11 protein-coding genes are annotated in these 16,640 nt (G+C 72.6%); 4 read left to right on the forward strand and 7 right to left on the reverse strand.

The annotated features are described in order from the left end of the window. The first annotated feature begins 47 nt into the window (after positions 1-47). On the forward strand, positions 48-2,459 hold the full coding sequence (locus OHU74_RS14060; RefSeq protein ID WP_371616208.1) for a YfhO family protein: 2,412 nt from the start codon (positions 48-50) through the stop codon (positions 2,457-2,459). Here the strand turns inward: OHU74_RS14060 and OHU74_RS14065 are convergent. The 4 genes from OHU74_RS14065 to OHU74_RS14080 all read right to left on the reverse strand — a co-directional run bounded on the left by OHU74_RS14065 (position 2,449) and on the right by OHU74_RS14080 (position 7,391). After that, positions 2,449-2,850, reverse strand: a complete 402-nt coding sequence (locus OHU74_RS14065) for a hypothetical protein (RefSeq protein WP_371616209.1) — start codon at positions 2,848-2,850, stop codon at positions 2,449-2,451. The two genes, OHU74_RS14060 and OHU74_RS14065, sit on opposite strands and share 11 nt — an antisense overlap. 119 nt (positions 2,851-2,969) lie before the next feature. Continuing rightward, positions 2,970-4,478, reverse strand: coding sequence for a protein kinase (locus OHU74_RS14070; protein ID WP_371616210.1), 1,509 nt, complete (start codon positions 4,476-4,478; stop codon positions 2,970-2,972). Continuing rightward, positions 4,475-5,107, reverse strand: coding sequence for a hypothetical protein (locus tag OHU74_RS14075; RefSeq protein WP_371616211.1), 633 nt, complete (start codon positions 5,105-5,107; stop codon positions 4,475-4,477). The genes OHU74_RS14070 and OHU74_RS14075 overlap by 4 nt, the downstream gene beginning before the upstream one ends. Before the next feature lie 112 nt (positions 5,108-5,219). Next, on the reverse strand, positions 5,220-7,391 hold the full coding sequence (locus tag OHU74_RS14080) for an N-6 DNA methylase (RefSeq protein WP_371616212.1): 2,172 nt from the start codon (positions 7,389-7,391) through the stop codon (positions 5,220-5,222). Between the two features lie 152 nt (positions 7,392-7,543). Here OHU74_RS14080 and OHU74_RS14085 point away from each other — a divergent pair, with 152 nt between their 5' ends. The 3 genes from OHU74_RS14085 (at position 7,544) to OHU74_RS14095 (ending at position 9,416) form a co-directional block, all read left to right on the forward strand. Continuing rightward, complete coding sequence (locus OHU74_RS14085; RefSeq protein WP_371616213.1) at positions 7,544-8,227, forward strand: hypothetical protein; 684 nt, start codon at positions 7,544-7,546, stop codon at positions 8,225-8,227. A gap of 88 nt (positions 8,228-8,315) precedes the next feature. Beyond that, positions 8,316-9,128 carry a hypothetical protein gene (locus OHU74_RS14090; RefSeq protein ID WP_371616214.1) on the forward strand — a complete coding sequence of 271 codons (813 nt, stop codon included), beginning with the start codon at positions 8,316-8,318 and terminating at the stop codon, positions 9,126-9,128. A 114-nt stretch (positions 9,129-9,242) separates the two neighbouring features. Continuing rightward, positions 9,243-9,416 carry an Rv0909 family putative TA system antitoxin gene (locus OHU74_RS14095; protein WP_371616215.1) on the forward strand — a complete coding sequence of 58 codons (174 nt, stop codon included), beginning with the start codon at positions 9,243-9,245 and terminating at the stop codon, positions 9,414-9,416. A gap of 90 nt (positions 9,417-9,506) precedes the next feature. Here the strand turns inward: OHU74_RS14095 and mfd are convergent, their stop codons facing one another. The 3 genes from mfd to OHU74_RS14110 all read right to left on the reverse strand — a co-directional run bounded on the left by mfd (position 9,507) and on the right by OHU74_RS14110 (position 16,593). Then, entirely contained in the window at positions 9,507-13,043 is a 3,537-nt protein-coding gene (gene mfd, locus OHU74_RS14100; RefSeq protein ID WP_371616216.1) for a transcription-repair coupling factor, read from the reverse strand. Between the two features lie 203 nt (positions 13,044-13,246). Further along, positions 13,247-15,820: an ABC transporter permease gene (locus OHU74_RS14105; RefSeq protein WP_371616217.1), complete on the reverse strand. Its 2,574-nt coding sequence runs from the start codon at positions 15,818-15,820 to the stop codon at positions 13,247-13,249. Beyond that, positions 15,817-16,593 (reverse strand): ABC transporter ATP-binding protein, encoded by a 777-nt coding sequence (locus OHU74_RS14110; RefSeq protein WP_371616218.1) that lies wholly within the window; start codon positions 16,591-16,593, stop codon positions 15,817-15,819. The genes OHU74_RS14105 and OHU74_RS14110 overlap by 4 nt, the downstream gene beginning before the upstream one ends. Positions 16,594-16,640 lie beyond the last annotated feature (47 nt).

The raw sequence follows: 16,640 nt of genomic DNA on the forward strand, positions 1-16,640 counted from the left end.
CCTGCGGTCATCCTTCGGCCCTCCGGCGCTGTCAAGGTCGGCCCACCATGTCGACACCGCACCGCTCACCGCACCGCTCATCGCACCGTTCCCCGCGCCGCGCGAGCCTGCTGGGCTCGGCGCTCGCCGCGCTGATCACGGCGGTCGCCGTGTGCGCCGGGGACGCCGTCGCGCGCGTCTTCCCGTACGGGCCGCGCCACCGCAGCATCAACGACCTCGGCAACCAGTTCGTGCCCTTCCACGCCCATCTGTGGGACCTGCTGCACGGGCGCGCCGCGGGCGGACTCCTGCTGAACTGGCAGTCCGGATACGGGACCAGCTTCCTGCCCGACTTCGGGACCTACCTGGCCAGCCCCTTCGCGCCACTGGTGGCCCTCTTCCCCCGCCAGGACATAGACCTCGCGGTGTACGTGGTCGTCGTGCTCAAGACGATGACCGCGGGGGCCGCGATGGCCTGGCTGCTGCGCACCCAGCGGCGCGGCCCGTGGTGGGCGGCGGGGCTGCTCGGGGCCTCGTACGCGCTGTGCGGCTGGTCGGTGATCGAGGGCTCGTACAACCCGATGTGGCTGGACGGGCTGATCGCCTTCCCGCTCCTGTGTCTGACGGGTGAATGGGCGCTGCGCTCGCGCCGCCCCGCGGCGGCGGTGCTCGTGGTCGCGATCTGCTGGACGGCGAACTTCTACACCGCCTACATGGCGACGCTGGGCGCGGTCCTGGTGCTGCTGGTGCGGGTGGTGCTCGCCCGGGAGGGTTTCGGAGCCCGTCTACGGGTCCTCGCGCGGGCCGCCCTGACCACCGTGCTGGGCGTCGCCCTGGCCGCGCCGGTCCTCCTCCCCCTCTTCCTCAGCTCGAAGCAGGCCTACCCCGGGTGGTTCAGGCCGTTCCAGCCGGTGGCGACCGAGGACCTGCTGGCCCGGCTGCTGCCCGCCACCTACTCCTTCTCCAGCCCCGCCCTGTTCATCGGCACGGGGACCCTGCTGCTGGTGGCGGCCCTGCCGTTCCACCGGGCCGTGGCGGGGCGGACCCGGCTGTGGTGGGTGGGGCTGGTGCTCGTGGTGCTGCTGTCCATGCAGTGGAAGCCGACGCACCTGGCCTGGCACCTGTTCGCGACGCCGAACGGCAGCGCGTACCGGCAGACCTTCGTCCTGGCCGGGATCGTGGTGCTCGCCGCCTGGGCGGGGCTCTCGGCGGGAGTGCCGGGGCCGCGGGCCCTGGCGGCCGGCGCGGCCGTACTGGCCGCCGTGGCCCTCGCGGCGAGCGGCAGCGAGCTGGCCACGGCCTGGGGGCTCGCCCTGTTCGGCGGCGGGCTGGCCCTGGCGGCGGCCGCCTGGTGGGCGCTGCGCAGGCCCCGCCTGGCCGGGCCGGCGGCGGGCGCGCTGGTCCTGATCCTCCTCGCCCAGGCCGCCGCGACCACCGCGTACGGCGAGAAGGGCAAACTGTCGGGCCTGGACGACTACCCGTCCTGGGGCGCGGCCCACACCGCCCGGTCCGTGGCCCTGGCGGGGGCCGAGGGCTGGCCCGCGTACCGCACCGACGCGGGACGGCCCGCGCTGACGGGCAACGACCCGATGCTGCTGGGCGGCGAGGGCGGGGCGTACTACAGCAGCCACACCCCGGACCTGTTCACCCGGACCATGGCGGCCCTCGGGGCCGGCTGGACCTCGCGCGGCCGCAACGTACAGAGCCTCGACAACCCGGTGACGGACGCCGTCTTCGCGGTCGGCGCCAGGCTGCGGCCGGACGGCACGATCGCCCGCGAGGAGGTCCCGCCGCTGGTCACGCTCCGCCCGGCGGGCCCGCCCCCGTCCTACGGGGCCTCGCCCTTCGCCAACCAGGAGCTGCTGCTGGGCGCCCGGGTCTACGAGGACCCGCTCTCCCCCGGCGTCTGCCGCGCGGGCACGGAGGCCTTCCTGTGGGCCCCCGAGTACAACGCCGACGCCCGCCTCGCGGACGGCCCGGCCTTCCGGCTGAACGCGCGCCCGCCGCGCAACCGGGCCGCCCTCCAGCCGATGGGCGTCTCGCACGGCCGGTCCTCGGAGCTTGTCTTCGACAGTGCCGCCCCGGCCCACTGGCAGCTGTCCTGCCTGGACCGGACCCGGCTGGACTCGGCGGTCGCGCGGCTGCGCGCCACGGCGCCGGTGTCCCTACGGGTCGGCTCCGCGTCGGTCAGCGCCGTTCTGCCGCCGGGCAGTACGGGCACGGTGGTGCTGTCCGCCCCCGCCGTCGCGGGCTGGACCTGCAACGGCCGCCCGGCCTCCGGCTACCTGGGCCTGGTCGCGGTGGAGCTGGACGGCCGCACCACCGCCGTCACCTGCGCCTTCCGCCCCCCGGGGCTGGTGCCGGGCCTGGCGGTCGCGGGCGCGGCCCTGCTGGGGCTGCTCGCCCTGCTCACAGCAGTGCGGACCGGGCCGGCCGCGATGCGGCTGGCCCGGTCCGCACGCGGGGGTACTACGCCTTGATCGGGTTCAGGCAGAGGACGAACTCCTCCGACTTCCACTGCTGGGCCAGGGCGGCCTCGCCGGTGCTGCCGCAGGCGTTGAGGTCGAAGGTGTTGTCGACGACCTTGACGACCTTGAAGTTGGCGTCCTTGTCGCCGCACTCCTTGGTCGAGACCTTGGGGTTGGTGTCGCTGCCGGTCACGGACACGCAGTCACCGACCTTGGCCTGCACCGGGGCGTTGAAGAAGTACGAGATGCCGAACTTCACCAGGCCGGCGACGACGATCAGCGCGACCACCCGAAGGATCTTCTTCCCCGTGCCGCCCTTCTTGGCGGGCGCGGCGGCCTCGGCGGGCGCGGCGGGCGACACCGGCTGAGGGTCTACGGGGAACGAGGGGGGCGGGGTGGTCATGAGCTGTCCTCTAGGGCGATTGAGTGAACGAACGCGCGTACGCTACACGGCCCCAGAGGCTCAAATCGGACTAATGTTCCCCGCTGCCCGAGGAGATGCGCAGTCGTGATCCGGCCAGGTCAGCGGACCTGCCCCAGCCACTGGAGGGTGCGCCGGACCTCCACCGACAAGGGATGCGCGGGGCCGTGGAGGCGTTCCGCGTCGAACAGGAGGCGGGCCAGGGTGTCGTGGGCGGCCGGGCGGTCGCCGAGGGAGAGCAGCAGGTGGGCTATCCGGCGGCGGACCTCCAGGGGCAGGCCCGGGTCCGGGTTCGCGTAGTGGTTCTCGAAGAGCGGGAGCAGCGAGCGGTACTCCGCGAGGGCCGCCGCCGGCTCGCCCAGCTGTTCCAGGCACTGGGCCGCGTCGTAGCGGAAGCGCAGCGACCGCGGGTCTCCGGCCGGGAACTCCTCCGCCAGGCGGCGCAGTTCGGGCAGGGCCCGGCGGTACTGGCCGTCGTCCATCAGCGTGGCCGCGTACTGCTTGCGCAGGGAGCGGACCACCGTCGAGTGTTCGCCGTGCTGCTGCGCCGCCGCCGGGAGGATGCCGCCGAGGATGTCCACGGCCTGGGTGAGCCGCCCCTGGTCGAGGAGGCTCTTCGCCTCCTCCACGGCCGCCGGGACGTCGGGCCGGACCGGGGCCGGCGGGGCGGAGGGCCGCGGCGGGATCACGGTGGCGCGGTCGGGCCAGGGAGCCTGCGGGCGCAGGAAGGGGCGGGTCGGGTCGAGCGGGCCGCTGGGCGCGCCCGAGCCGTGGTGGGGCAGCAGCGGCGCGAGGGCCGCGTACACCTCCTGCGCGGAGGCGGGCCGGTCCTGCGGGTCCTTCGCCAGGAGGCGCAGCAGGACCGCTTCGAGCTGTTGCGGGACCTCGGGGCGCAGTCGGCGCACCGGGACCGGGGGTTCGTACAGGTGGCGGTGGAGCACCCCGAGGGCGGTGGATCCGGCGAAGGGCACGTTGCCGGACAGGAGCTCGTAGAGCACCACGCCGAGCGCGTAGAGGTCGGTGTGCGGGCCGACGGCTCCGCCCATGGCCTGCTCGGGGGCCATGTACGCGGGGCTGCCGATCGGGGAACCGGTGCTGGTGAGGCGGGTGGTGTCGGTGTCCATCACCGAGGCGACGCCCAGGTCCAGGACCAGGACGGTCCCGTCGGGGCGGACCATCACGTTGCGCGGCTTGAGGTCCCGGTGCACGATCGGCACCGCGTGCACGGCCGACAGCACCGAGCACAGCTGCGCGATCACCGAGACCGCCCACGGCCACGGGTACGGATCGTGCTCGGCCAGGTGGTCGGCGAGGTCGGAGCCCTCCACGTACCCCATGACCAGGTACAGCTCGTCGCCGTCGCTGCCCGCGTCGTGCACGGTGACCAGCCCGGGGTGGTCCACCTGCGCCGTGACCCGGCATTCGCGCACGAAGCGGCGGCGCAGCTCGTCGGCCACGGAACCGGGGCCGGCCACCTTGTCGGGGCGCAGCAGTTTGACCGCGACGCGGCGGTCCAGGCGGCGGTCGTACGCGGTCCACACCTGACCCATGCCGCCCTGGCCCAGGATGGTGGCGAGCTGGTAGCGGTCTCCGATGAGGCGGTCCGTCACGGGCGCGGGCCGAGGTCGTCGCGGGGGTTGTAGTCGTCGCGGGGCGGCTGCTTGCGGAGCAGTTCGCTGAGCTCGTCCAGTTCGGCGCGGACCTGCCCGATGCGCGGCGGGGCCGGCGCCGGAGCCGGGGCGGGCTCGGGGGCCGGCTGCGGGGCGGGCGCCGGGGCCTGCCGGGGCGCGGGCGGGTACCCGTACGCCGGAGCCTGCTGCTGCTGCTGCGGAGCCTGCCGCGGCGGTGCGTACGGAGCGGGCTGGGCCGGGTACCAGGGCGCGGGCTGCGCCGTCCGGGCCGCCGCGTGGTGACGGATGTCGGACACGAGGAAGTACACCGCGACGCCGATGCCGGTGAGGATCGTGCCGCCGGCGCCCGTGTTGGCCTGCCAGCCGTTGTTGTCGGGGGTCGTGTCGAGCCCGCTCAGCAGCACCCAGACGAACTCGGCCGCCATGGACCCGCCCATCAGCCACCAGTCCCGGGGCTTGCGGGTGACCAGCGCGAGCCGCAGCATCGTGCCCCACGCGAGGAACCCGCAGCTCAGGACGGGCAGCAGCGCGAACAGCACGCGCAGCCCCACCGCGGAGTCGGTGCCGGGCTGCTGACCGTGCTGCGGCGGGATGCCGGGGCCGTGCATCGATACTCCTGACGGGCCGTACGGGGGATGTGTTCCGGGTCTGAGCGTATACAGCGTTTCCGGCCGGAAGTGAGCCGATGCACCCAACCGTTGCACGGTCGCCGCCTGGCCCTTATCCGGGCCGCACCGTGCCGTCCGACAGCCCGTCGTACAACCCCTGTACGAGCTGCTCCCCGAGCCTCGCCGCCAGCCGCAGCGCGTCCTCGAACTCGGCGAGCGCCCTGAACCGGGCCCCGTAGACCTCCTGCTCGGCCAGGGGCAGCCGGGGCAGCTGAAGCCTGCGCACGTCGAGCCGCGTCGTGGTGGAGGCATGGCTGCTGGCGCGGCGGTTGTTGGCGGTGCCGCGCAGGAATCCGGCCAGGAACCAGGGGTCGAGCGCGGCCGGGTCGGGCCGCAGCAGCTGCAGGCCCCGGCCGAGCGCCGCGCCCGCGGTGGCCGCGTCGACCACGCGGGCCGCGCCCGCGCCGCCGGTGAGCGGGACGACCACGTCGCCGGGGGCGGTGAGCAGCGGCTCGTCCGGGGAGAGCGCCAGGATCCCGGAGGGTCCGGTCCCCGCGGCCACGTCGTGCTCGGTGAGCACCGGGGCCGGTCCGGACCCGCTGCCGGTGCCCGCGTGCAGCACCAGGGCTCCGGCGCGGGCGAGTTCGCCGACGGTGGTGAGCGGCAGCCGGGCCGCGGGCCCGCCCGGGGCGGGGGCGGCGGGGGGCGGGGGCGGCGGGTTGAGCCGGGCCGCGCGGCCGAGCGTCTCGTCGAGCCGCTCCCGTACGGCGGCCAGCCCGGCCGCGCCTGCGCCGGCCGTCGGCGGCGGCAGGTGGCGGGCGGGGGTCAGGTCCACGTCGTCGTCGAGGAGGTCGATCACGGGGACGACGCGGCTGACGCCGGGGACGTCCGGGGCCGCGCCGCCACGGTCGTACGCCGTCCAGGTCTCCTCCACGACCCCGTGCACGGCGGGCCAGTCGACCCGGCCCTGCCCCTCGGCGGCGAGCCCGGCGGTGTCCACGAGGAGCAGCCCGGAGGGTGGCGCCCCGTGCGGGGAGGGCCTTCGCAGGACCCACAGGTGGAGCGGGATCCCGTAGGGCGGCGCGGCGCCCGCCGGGAGGGCGACGACGGCCCGCAGCGCGCCCCGGCGCAGCAGGTCGGCGCGGATCCGGCGGCCGGAGCGGCGGGCGGCCACGGCGGGCGGCATGAGCAGTACGGCGGTGCCGCCCTCGCGCAGGTGGGCCAGGGCGTGCTGGATCCAGGCGAGTTCGGATTCGGCGCGGGCCGGGAGGCCGTACTCCCAGCGCGGGTCGTAGGCGAGTTCCTCGTGCCCCCAGTTGCGTTCGTTGAACGGGGGATGGCAGAGCACGGCGTCCACCGGCTCGGCGGCGGGGCGCGCGAAGGCGTCGGCGCGCAGGCTGTCGGCGGCGGCCGCCCTGACCAGGGCGTCGCCGTGCAGGGCGAGGCGCAGCGCGGCGAGGGCGGCGAGCTCGGGCGAACTGTCCTGCGCGTAGCGGGCGGTGGCCCCGGGGACGGCCCGCAGCAGGGTGCCGGTGCCGCAGGCCGGGTCGAGGACGGTCCGGGCCGCGGGGCCTGCGAGGGCGGCCATCAGCCCGGCGAGGCCGTCCGGGGTGAGCGTGTACTGGCGGGGGTTGGCTTCGAGGTGGCGGCCGAGCAGGAACTCGAAGGCGCCGCGCGCTCCGAGTTCGGCGGCCAGCTCCCCGGCGGCCCGCAGGAAGGGCATCGCCTCGGGCCGCAGCGGACCGGTGGCGCCGAGGGGGTTGCCGGCGCCGAGCGGGCGGTCCGGGTGGTCCGCGCCGAGCGGGTGGCCCGCGTGGTCCGCGCCGAGGGGGCGGTCCGAGTGGCCCGCGCCGAGCGGGCCGTCCGCGCCCAGTCGCAGGCCGAGCACCCGGTCGAGGGCGGCCGGCAGCAGGGCGGCCATCCGCTCGTCGGAGTCGGCCGTCAGCTCCAGCCATTGGCCGGGCCGCTCGCGTACGAGGAGCAGCGCGCCCCCCGCTTTGACGAGCGCGGCGACGGATCCGCCGGGGTGGGCGGCCACGTGCTGCCAGACGCGCTCGCGCAGCGGGACCTCGGCGAGCTTGCCCTGCGCCCGGAGCCAGTCCGTCACTTCGGCGAGGGCGAAGGAGGGGCTGGTCTCGGTGCCGCCGACGGGCTTGGGGAAGTCGGCGTGCCGGCGGCGCCAGTTGCTCACGGCGGCGCGGCCGACTCCGGCGAGGCGGGCGATCTCGGCGGCGGTGATGTCCGGGGCGGTGGAATCCGGGGAGGTGGGGGTCTGTTCCGGCATGCGCGCGAGCCTACCGGCGCCGCACACGCGATAGCCCCCTTCACAGTGTGAATTCAGCAATCTCTCACAAACTCGTTGACTCGGTTCACAAGCTCTGCTGTGATGATCACACCGCACAGCAGAGCCGCCACGACGAAGGCAGGAGCCACCCCATGTCCCAGACCCCGCACACGAGTTGGATCGCCCGGCACAAGGCACTGACGGGCTGCGGCGCGGTCCTCGCGCTGGTGACGCTCACCGCGTGCAACGGCACCGACACCGCCAAGTCCGGCGATGCGGCCCCCTCGAAGCCGGCGGCCGCGAGCAGCGCCCCCGCGGACCAGGCCAAGAAGACGGCCATCCGCGGCAGCGGAACCTTCAAGGTCGGCTCCGACGTCCAGCCCGGCACCTACCGCTCCACCGGCAACGGCGAGAGCGCCAACTGCTACTGGGAGCGGGCCAAGGACGCCTCGGGCGAGGCCGACTCGATCATCGACAACGAGAACGCGGTCGGCTCCACGTACGTCACCATCGAGGCCACCGACAAGATCTTCAAGTCCCAGGACTGCAAGGACTGGGCGGCCGTGGACCCCAAGGCCACCGGAACCCCGAAGGCGGAGGCCCCGGGCAAGGCCGGAACCCTCAAGGTCGGCGTGGACATCGCCCCGGGCACCTACAAGTCCGCCGGCTCCACCGAGGGCGGCACCGGCTGCTACTGGGAGCGCACCAAGGACGCCTCGGGCAGCACCGACTCGATCATCGCGAACGAGAACCCCACCGGCCAGGCCATCGTGACCATCGCCCCCGACGACGGCTACTTCAAGACCCAGGACTGCCAGGACTGGAAGAAGGCGTAGCCGCCGGGCCGGCGCCGGGCACCCGGGACCGTTTGCACTCCGGGAGCTATTCTCGGCCGCGAACATGAATCCCAGGGGGGGAACCAAAATGCGCAGCCGAACGATCGCCGCAATGGCGCTCGGCACCACAGCCCTGCTCGCCCTGACGGGCTGCGGGCCCGACGCGAAGACCGCGAGCGGCCCGAGCTCATCGCCCTCGCCCGGCGCGACGGACGGCAAGCTGGACAGCCTGCCGGAGAACGAGATCCTCGACAGAGCCGCCGCGGCCATGGACAACCTCCAGTCGGTCCACGTCACGGGCGGCCTGCCCTACGCGGCGGACAAGACGGCCGCGTCCGGGAGCACTTCGGTGAAGGTGGACATCTCCTTCGACAGGAAGGGCAACTGCAGCGGCACGATCCAGGCGGAGGGCCTGGGATCGGTCACCGTCATCAGGTCTCCCGAACTGCTCCACATCAAGGGGGACGCCGACTTCTGGCGGAACATCGCCCGGCAGAGGCACGCCACGCCGAAGCAGGAAAACGCCCTGGTCGGCACCTTCGCCGCCCGCTGGATGAAAATGCCGCGCTCCAACCCGCAGTCCTCGCAGATGGCAGCCGTCTGCGACCAGATGGACGCGGTGACGGGCATCGGCGCGAGCGCGGTGGAGGTCCGCAAGGACGGGATCTCCCTGATCGACGGCAAGACGACGGTGGCGGTGTCCGCGAAGACCTCGGAGGGGACCGAGGAGACCTACTGGATCGCCACCCAGGGCACCCCCTACTTCCTCAAGGCCCTCTCCTCGGGCGGCAAGGACGGAGAAGTCGCCTACTCGGCCTTCGACGCCCCGGTCGACACCGCTCCCCCGGCGGGCGCGGACGTCCTGGACCTCTCGAAGGCCGGAGCAGGCGAAGGCTCGTAGCCGGGCCCGGACCAGTCGCCCCAAGGGCTCCGCGGCCTGCCGCGACCGCTCGGCGCGCGCACGGCGCGAAGGGCGCGTAGCGTCGCAGAAGGGATCACGGAAGGAGCCCTCCGCATGGGGATTTTCGACAGGTTCAAGGATCAGGGCAAGGCGAAGGCCAAGGAGATCTCGGACAATCTCGAAGCCGAGGCCAACGAGAAGACCGGCAACAAGTACGCCGATCAGATCGACAAGGCCCAGCAGCAGATGGAACAGCAGCTCGGCATCGACGACGACCCGAAGAAGTAGGGCCGGCGGAAACGCGAACGGCCGCGGCCGGAGACCGAGAAGGTCCCCCGCCGCGGCCGCCGCCATGCGGGGACGGGCCGGACGGGCCGGCTACGAGCCGAGGATGGTGGCGAGGAACTCCCCGGTCCAGCCCAGCAGTTCCCGCCCGACCAGCGGCTTCCCGCCCACCCGCGCCGTCTTCGGCCGCGGGATCAGCACCTGCGAGGCGGCCGGCTTGAGCACGGAGCCCGGGTAGAGCCGCTTCAGGCGCAGCTCCTGCGATTCGCGCAACTCCACCGGTCCGAAGCGGATGTTGGGGCCCTGGAGGGTGATGTCGCCGACCCCGCAGGCGCGGGCGAGCATCCGCAGCCCGGCCACCAGCAGCAGGTTCTCCACCGGCTCCGGCAGCTTGCCGTAGCGGTCGGTGAGCTCCTCGCGCACCGCCTTGACGTCCTCTTCGGAGTTGGCCGCGGCGATGGAGCGGTAGGCCTGCAGGCGCAGCCGCTCGCCCGGCGCGTAGTCGTGCGGGACGTGCGCGTCGACCGGCAGCTCGATCTTGACCTCCAGCGGCGGCTCCTCCTCCGGCCCGCCCTCGATCGCCGCCCGGTAGTCGGCCACGGCCTCGCCGACCATGCGGATGTACAGGTCGAAGCCGACGCCCGCGATATGACCGGACTGCTCGCCGCCGAGCAGGTTGCCCGCGCCGCGGATCTCCAGGTCCTTCATCGCCACGTACATGCCGGCGCCCATCTCGGTGTGCTGGGCGATCGTCGCGAGCCGCTCGTGGGCGGTCTCGGTCAGCGGCTTCTCCGGCGGGTAGAGGAAGTACGCGTACCCGCGTTCGCGGCCTCGGCCGACGCGGCCGCGCAGCTGGTGGAGCTGCGAGAGGCCGAAGTTGTCGCCGCGCTCGACGATGAGGGTGTTGGCGTTGGAGATGTCGATGCCGGACTCGACGATCGTCGTGGAGACGAGGACGTCGAACTTCTTCTCCCAGAAGTCCACCACGACTTGCTCCAGGGCCTGTTCGGACATCTGGCCGTGCGCCGTCGCGATCCGCGCCTCGGGCACGATCTCGCGCAGCTTGGCGGCCGCCCGGTCGATGGACTCGACCCGGTTGTGAATGTAGAAGCACTGGCCCTCGCGGAGCAGCTCGCGGCGGATCGCGGCGCCGATCTGCTTCTCCTCGTAGGGGCCGACGAAGGTCAGGACCGGGTGGCGCTCCTCGGGCGGGGTGGTGATCGTGGACATCTCGCGGATGCCGGTGACCGCCATCTCCAGGGTGCGCGGGATCGGGGTCGCCGACATCGTCAGGACATCGACGTTGGCACGCAGCTTCTTCAGCTGCTCCTTGTGCTCCACGCCGAACCGCTGCTCCTCGTCGACGATGACCAGGCCCAGGTCCTTGAACTTGGTCTCCTGCGAGAACAGCCGGTGCGTGCCGATGACGATGTCGACGGAGCCCTCCTTCAGGCCCTCCAGCGTCGCCTTGGACTCGCTGTCGCTCTGGAAGCGGGACAGCGCCTTCACCTTGACCGGGAACTGCGCGTACCGCTCGGAGAAGGTCCCGAAGTGCTGCTGCACCAGCAGCGTGGTGGGGACGAGGACGGCGACCTGCTTGCCGTCCTGGACGGCCTTGAAGGCGGCGCGGACCGCGATCTCCGTCTTTCCGTAGCCGACGTCCCCGCAGATCAGGCGGTCCATGGGGACCGACTTCTCCATGTCCTCCTTGACCTCGGCGATGGTGGTGAGCTGGTCGGGCGTCTCCGCGTACGGGAAGGCGTCCTCCAGCTCGCGCTGCCAGGGAGTGTCGGGACCGAAGGTGTGGCCGGGGGCGGCCATGCGGGCGCTGTAGAGCTTGATCAGGTCGCCGGCGATCTCCTTGACGGCCTTCTTGGCCTTCGCCTTGGTCTTGGTCCAGTCGGCGCCGCCGAGCCGGTGCAGGGTCGGGGCCTCGCCGCCGACGTACTTGGTGACCTGCTCCAGCTGGTCGGTGGGGATGTAGAGCCGGTCGCCGGGCTGCCCGCGCTTGGCCGGGGCGTACTCCACGAGGAGGTACTCGCGGGTGGCGCCCTGCACGGTGCGCTGCACCATCTCCACGTACCGGCCGACGCCGTGCTGCTCGTGGACGATGTAGTCGCCGACCTCCAGGGTGAGGGGGTCGATCGTCTTGCGGCGCCGGGTCGGCATCCGGCCGAGGTCCTTGGTGGCGGTGCGCTGGCCGGTCAGGTCGGTCTCGGTGAGGACCGCGAGCTTGAGGGCCGGGGCCACGAAGCCGTTGTCGAGGGAGCCGCACGCGACGTGGACCAGGGAGGGCTCCAGGGAGTCGAGGTTCGCCTCGAGCCGGGCCGCGATCCCCTCGCCGCCGAGCACCTCGACGGTGCGGGCGGCCGGGCCGTGGCCCTCGGTGAGGTAGACGGTGTGCCAGCCGTCGGCGATCCAGGCCTTGGTGTCGGCGAGGGCGCGGGCGGTGTCGCCGCGGTAGGCCTCGGGGGCGTGCATGCCGAGCGTGAGGGTGTCCCGGCCGACTGCCGCGTCCTCGTCGGCGGCGAACGGGGACACCGACCACCACATCATGCCGAGCTCGCGCGCGTGCTCCCGTACGTCGGCGATGCCGCGCAGCGAGGCCGCGCCGACGTCGATGGGGGCCTCGCCGCCGCCGGCGGTGGCCGCCCAGGAGGCCATCAGGAACTCCTGGCTCGTGGCCACCAGGTCGGAGGCGCGCGTGCGCACCCGCTCGGGGTCGCAGACCACGGCCATCGAACCGGAGGGCAGGACGTCGATCAGCAGTTCCATGTCGTCGACCAGGACCGGCGCGAGGGACTCCATGCCCTCGACCGCGATCCCCTCGGCGATCTTGTTCAGCAGTTCGCCGAGCTCGGGGTGGAGCTCGGCCAGGGCCGCGGCCCGCTCGCGCACCTGGTCGGTGAGGAGCAGCTCGCGGCAGGGCGGGGCCCACAGACCGTGCTGGGCGATCTCCAGGGACCGCTGGTCGGCGACCTTGAAGTAGCGGATCTCCTCGACCTCGTCGCCCCAGAACTCCACGCGCAGCGGGTGCTCCTCGGTGGGCGGGAACACGTCCAGGATCCCGCCGCGCACGGCGAACTCCCCGCGCTTCTCGACGAGCTCGACGCGGGCGTACGCGGCTGCGGCCAGCGCGTGCGTCACCTCGCCCAGGTCCACGCTCTCGCCCTGCCGCAGGCTGACCGGCACCAGGTCACCCAACCCCTTGACCTGCGGCTGGAGCACGGAGCGGATCGGCGCGACGACCACCGAGACGGGTCCGGCGGCCGGATCGTCCTTGCTGGGGTGCGCGAGCCGGCGCAGGACGGCGATCCGGCGGCCCACGGTGTCGCTGCGCGGCGAGAGCCGCTCGTGGGGCAGCGTCTCCCAGGAGGGGTACTCCGCCACCTCGTCCGGCGGCAGGAGGGAGCGCAGCGCGGCCGCCAGGTCCTCGGCCTCCCGTCCGGTGGCGGTGACCGCCAGGACGGTGCGCTCGGTACGGGCGGCCAGCGCGGCGATGGCGAAGGGCCGCGCGGCGGCCGGGCCGACAAGGTCCACGTGCATGCGGTTGCCGTCCCCGGCCGCGGTGACCGCCTCGGCGAGTGCGGGGTCCCGGGTGACGGCGTCGAGCAGTCCGTGCAGGCTCATGAAGGCGGCTTTCCATCCGGTGAGGTGCCGTGGAGCGGCAACGCGAAGGACCCGACACGTCTCACGGGCCGGGGGTTCCCACCCTACGACGCGGGTGTGTCACTCGCGCGAGGGATGCGCACCACGACACCGGCCCCGGTCCGCCCGAATGGGTGGACCGGGGCCGGTGCGTTTCCCCCGTACGACCGCCTAGCTACTCACTGCTATTCGCTGGCGATCGCGTTCAGGACGTTCATCCGGCCCGCCCGGAAGGCCGGGAAGAGCGCGGCGAGCAGGCCGACCAGGGCGGAGCCCGCGAAGACTCCGAGGATCGTCGGCCAGGGGATCTCCAGGACCTTCATGCCCTGGAGCGCGAGGAGCTGGTGGGCGGTGGCGCCCCAGCCCATGCCGAGGCCCAGGCCGAGGAGGGCTCCGAAGAGGGCGATGACCACCGACTCCAGGCGGATCATGCGGCGCAGCTGGCGGCGGGAGAGGCCGATGGCGCGCATCAGGCCGATCTCGCGGGTCCGCTCGACCACCGAGAGGGCCAGGGTGTTCACGACTCCCAGGATCGCGACGATGATCGCGAGGGCGAGGAGTGCGTAGACCACGTTCAGCAACTGGCCGACCTGGTCCTTCAGCGCCTGCTTGTAGTCGGTCTGGTTCTGCGCCGTGTACTGGGGGTACTCGGCCAGCGCCGCCTTGACCGCCTTGTACGCGGCGTCCTGCTGTCCGTCCTTCGCGCTGGCCAGCAGCATGAACGGCATCGGCAGCTTGTCGGCCGGGAGGTTCGCCTCGGCTACGGCGAGGCTGGTGTACTTCATCCCCTTGTCGATGCCGCCCTCGTCGCTGGTGATGGCCGCGACCTTGAGCTTGGCGGTCTTGCCGCCGGTGAAGGCGACCGTCAGCTCGTCACCGAGCTTGACGTGGTGCTGGGTGGCGTACTCCGAGCCCACCGACATCGCGCCCGGCCCGTACGCCGCCGCGTGCTCGCCGGCGATCATCTTGCGCCGGATGTCCTTGGCGTACGTGGACTCCTGGACGCCGAGTCCGTCCTGTGCGGTGGTGCCGTCGGGGGCCGTGATCTTGACGTTCACCTCCCGGTAGGCGGTGACGTGGTCCAGCCCCTGGGTCTTGCGGATGGCCGCCTCGGCCTGCGGTACGACCGGCTGCTGGGCCGGCGACTGGACGATGTAGTCCGCGCCGACCGACTTGTCGAGCTCCTCGGTGGCGGAGGCCACCATCGAGGACCCGACCACCGACAGGCAGGCGACCAGCGCGAGGCCGATCATCAGCGCGGCGGCGGTGGCGCCGGTACGGCGCGGGTTGCGCAGGGCGTTGCGCTCGGCGAGCCGGCCTATGGACCCGAAGGGCCGCAGCACCGGGGCCGACAGGGCCCGGACCACGACACCCGCGAGGAGCGGGCCGATCACGATGAAGCCGATGAGGGTGAACAGGACGCCCAGGGCCAGCCACAGGGCTCCGGTTCCCGCCTTGTCGGCGGTCGCGGCGAGGAAGAGGCCCGCGGCACCGATGCCGGTGAGGACCAGGCCGATGGCGGCCCGGATCCGGCCGGCCTTCTTGTCCCCGGGGGTTCCGACCTCGCGCAGGGCGGCCATCGGGGAGACCTTGCCGGCCCGGCGGGCCGGTATGTAGGCGGAGACCACCGTGACGATGACACCCAGGACCATGCCGGCGACCGGAGTGGTCCAGGCGATCGTCAGATCGTCGGTGGAGAGGTTCATGCCCATCTTGCCCATGAGCTTCATCAGTCCGACGGCCAGGCCGATGCCCGCCCCGACCCCGAGGGCCGAACCGACGACCCCGAGCAGGAAGGCTTCGACGACCACGGACTTGAGAACCTGGCCGCTGTTGGCGCCGATGGCGCGCATCAGGCCGATCTCGCGGGTGCGCTGGGCGACCAGCATCGAGAAGGTGTTGAAGATCAGGAAGATGCCGACGAGGAAGGCGATCCCGGCGAAGCCGAGCATCACCCACTTCATGATGTCGAGGAAGGACATGTCCTTGCGGTTGGAGTCCGCGGCTTCCTTGGCGGTCTGCAGCGTGTACGTGTCCGCCCCGACGGCCGAGGCGACGTTCTGCTTGAGCTGCTCGTCGCTGACCCCGTCCTTGGCGGTGACGTTGACGAGCGAGAAGGCGTCGGGGGAACCGAGCAGCTTCTGCTGGGCGGTGGCGGTGTCGAAGTAGACGACGGTCGCACCCGGGTTGGTCACGGTGAAGGCGGCTATGCCGCTGATCTTGGAACGGATGTCGCCGGTGACGGCGATGGTCCGGATGTCGTCACCAAGCCCCAGGTGGTGCTTCTTCGCGGTGTCGCCGTCGATCATCACGTCGGTGGGGCCGCGCGGGGCCTGACCTTCGATGATCTTCATCGACTTCAGTTCGTTCTCGGTCCAGTTGCCCGCGAAGGTCGGGGCGCCGGTGGTGGAACCGAGGTTCTCGTTCTTGGAGTTGACGACGGTGACGGCCATCGACGTGACGCCGCCCTCGACGGACTTCACGCCTTCGGCCTTCTTCACCTGGTCGACGACCGAGGCGGCCAGTGTCCGGGGCAGTCCGCTGTCGGCGGTGTCCCCGCTGGTCTCGACCTTCTTCGGGGTCACCGTGACATCGGAACCGGTGACCGCGAAGAGCTTGTCGAAGGTGGTGTTCATGGTGTCGGTGAACACCAGGGTGCCGCAGACGAAGGCGACGGAGAGCATGACGGCGACGGCGGAGAGCGCCATCCGCCCCTTGTGCGCGAAGAAGTTGCGCCGCGCGGTCTTCATGACGGTCATGAGGTCCGCCCGCGCGCGTCGAAGTCCTTCATGCGGTCGAGGACCTGGTCGGCGGTGGGCGCGTGCAGCTCGTCCACGATCCGGCCGTCGGCGAGGAAGATGACGCGGTCCGCGTAGGAGGCGGCGACCGGGTCGTGGGTGACCATCACGATGGTCTGGCCCAGCTCGTCGACCGAGCGGCGCAGGAAGCCGAGCACCTCGGCGCCGGCCCGGGAGTCCAGGTTTCCGGTCGGCTCGTCGCCGAAGATGATCTGCGGGCGGGCGGCGAGGGCGCGGGCGACCGCCACGCGCTGCTGCTGACCGCCGGACAGCTCGGTCGGCCGGTGCTTGAGGCGCCCCGCCAGACCCACCGTCTCCACGACCCGGTTGAGCCACTCCGCATCGGGCTTGCGGCCCGCGATGTCCATGGGGAGCGTGATGTTCTCCAGGGCGTTGAGCGTGGGCAGCAGGTTGAAGGCCTGGAAGATGAAGCCGATCCGGTCGCGGCGCAGCTGGGTGAGCTTCTTGTCCTTGAGGCCGGTGATCTCGGTCTCGTCCAGGAAGATCTGACCGCTGGTCACCGTGTCCAGGCCGGCGAGGCAGTGCATCAGCGTGGACTTGCCGGACCCCGAGGGGCCCATGATCGCGGTGAACTGGCCGGCCTGGATGTCCACGTCCACAGAATCGAGGGCGGTGACCCGGGTCTCGCCGGAGCCGTAGGCCTTGACGACCTGCCGTGCCCGCGCCGCGACGGCTCCATGCCCTCCAGTGCCCCCGTGCCTGGTTTCGGTCATAGCCGTTGTCACGGTGTGTCCCCCTCGATCGATGCGAACCGTTGCTT

It is taken from the genome of Streptomyces sp. NBC_00454 (assembly GCF_041434015.1).
GTDB lineage: Bacteria > Actinomycetota > Actinomycetes > Streptomycetales > Streptomycetaceae > Streptomyces.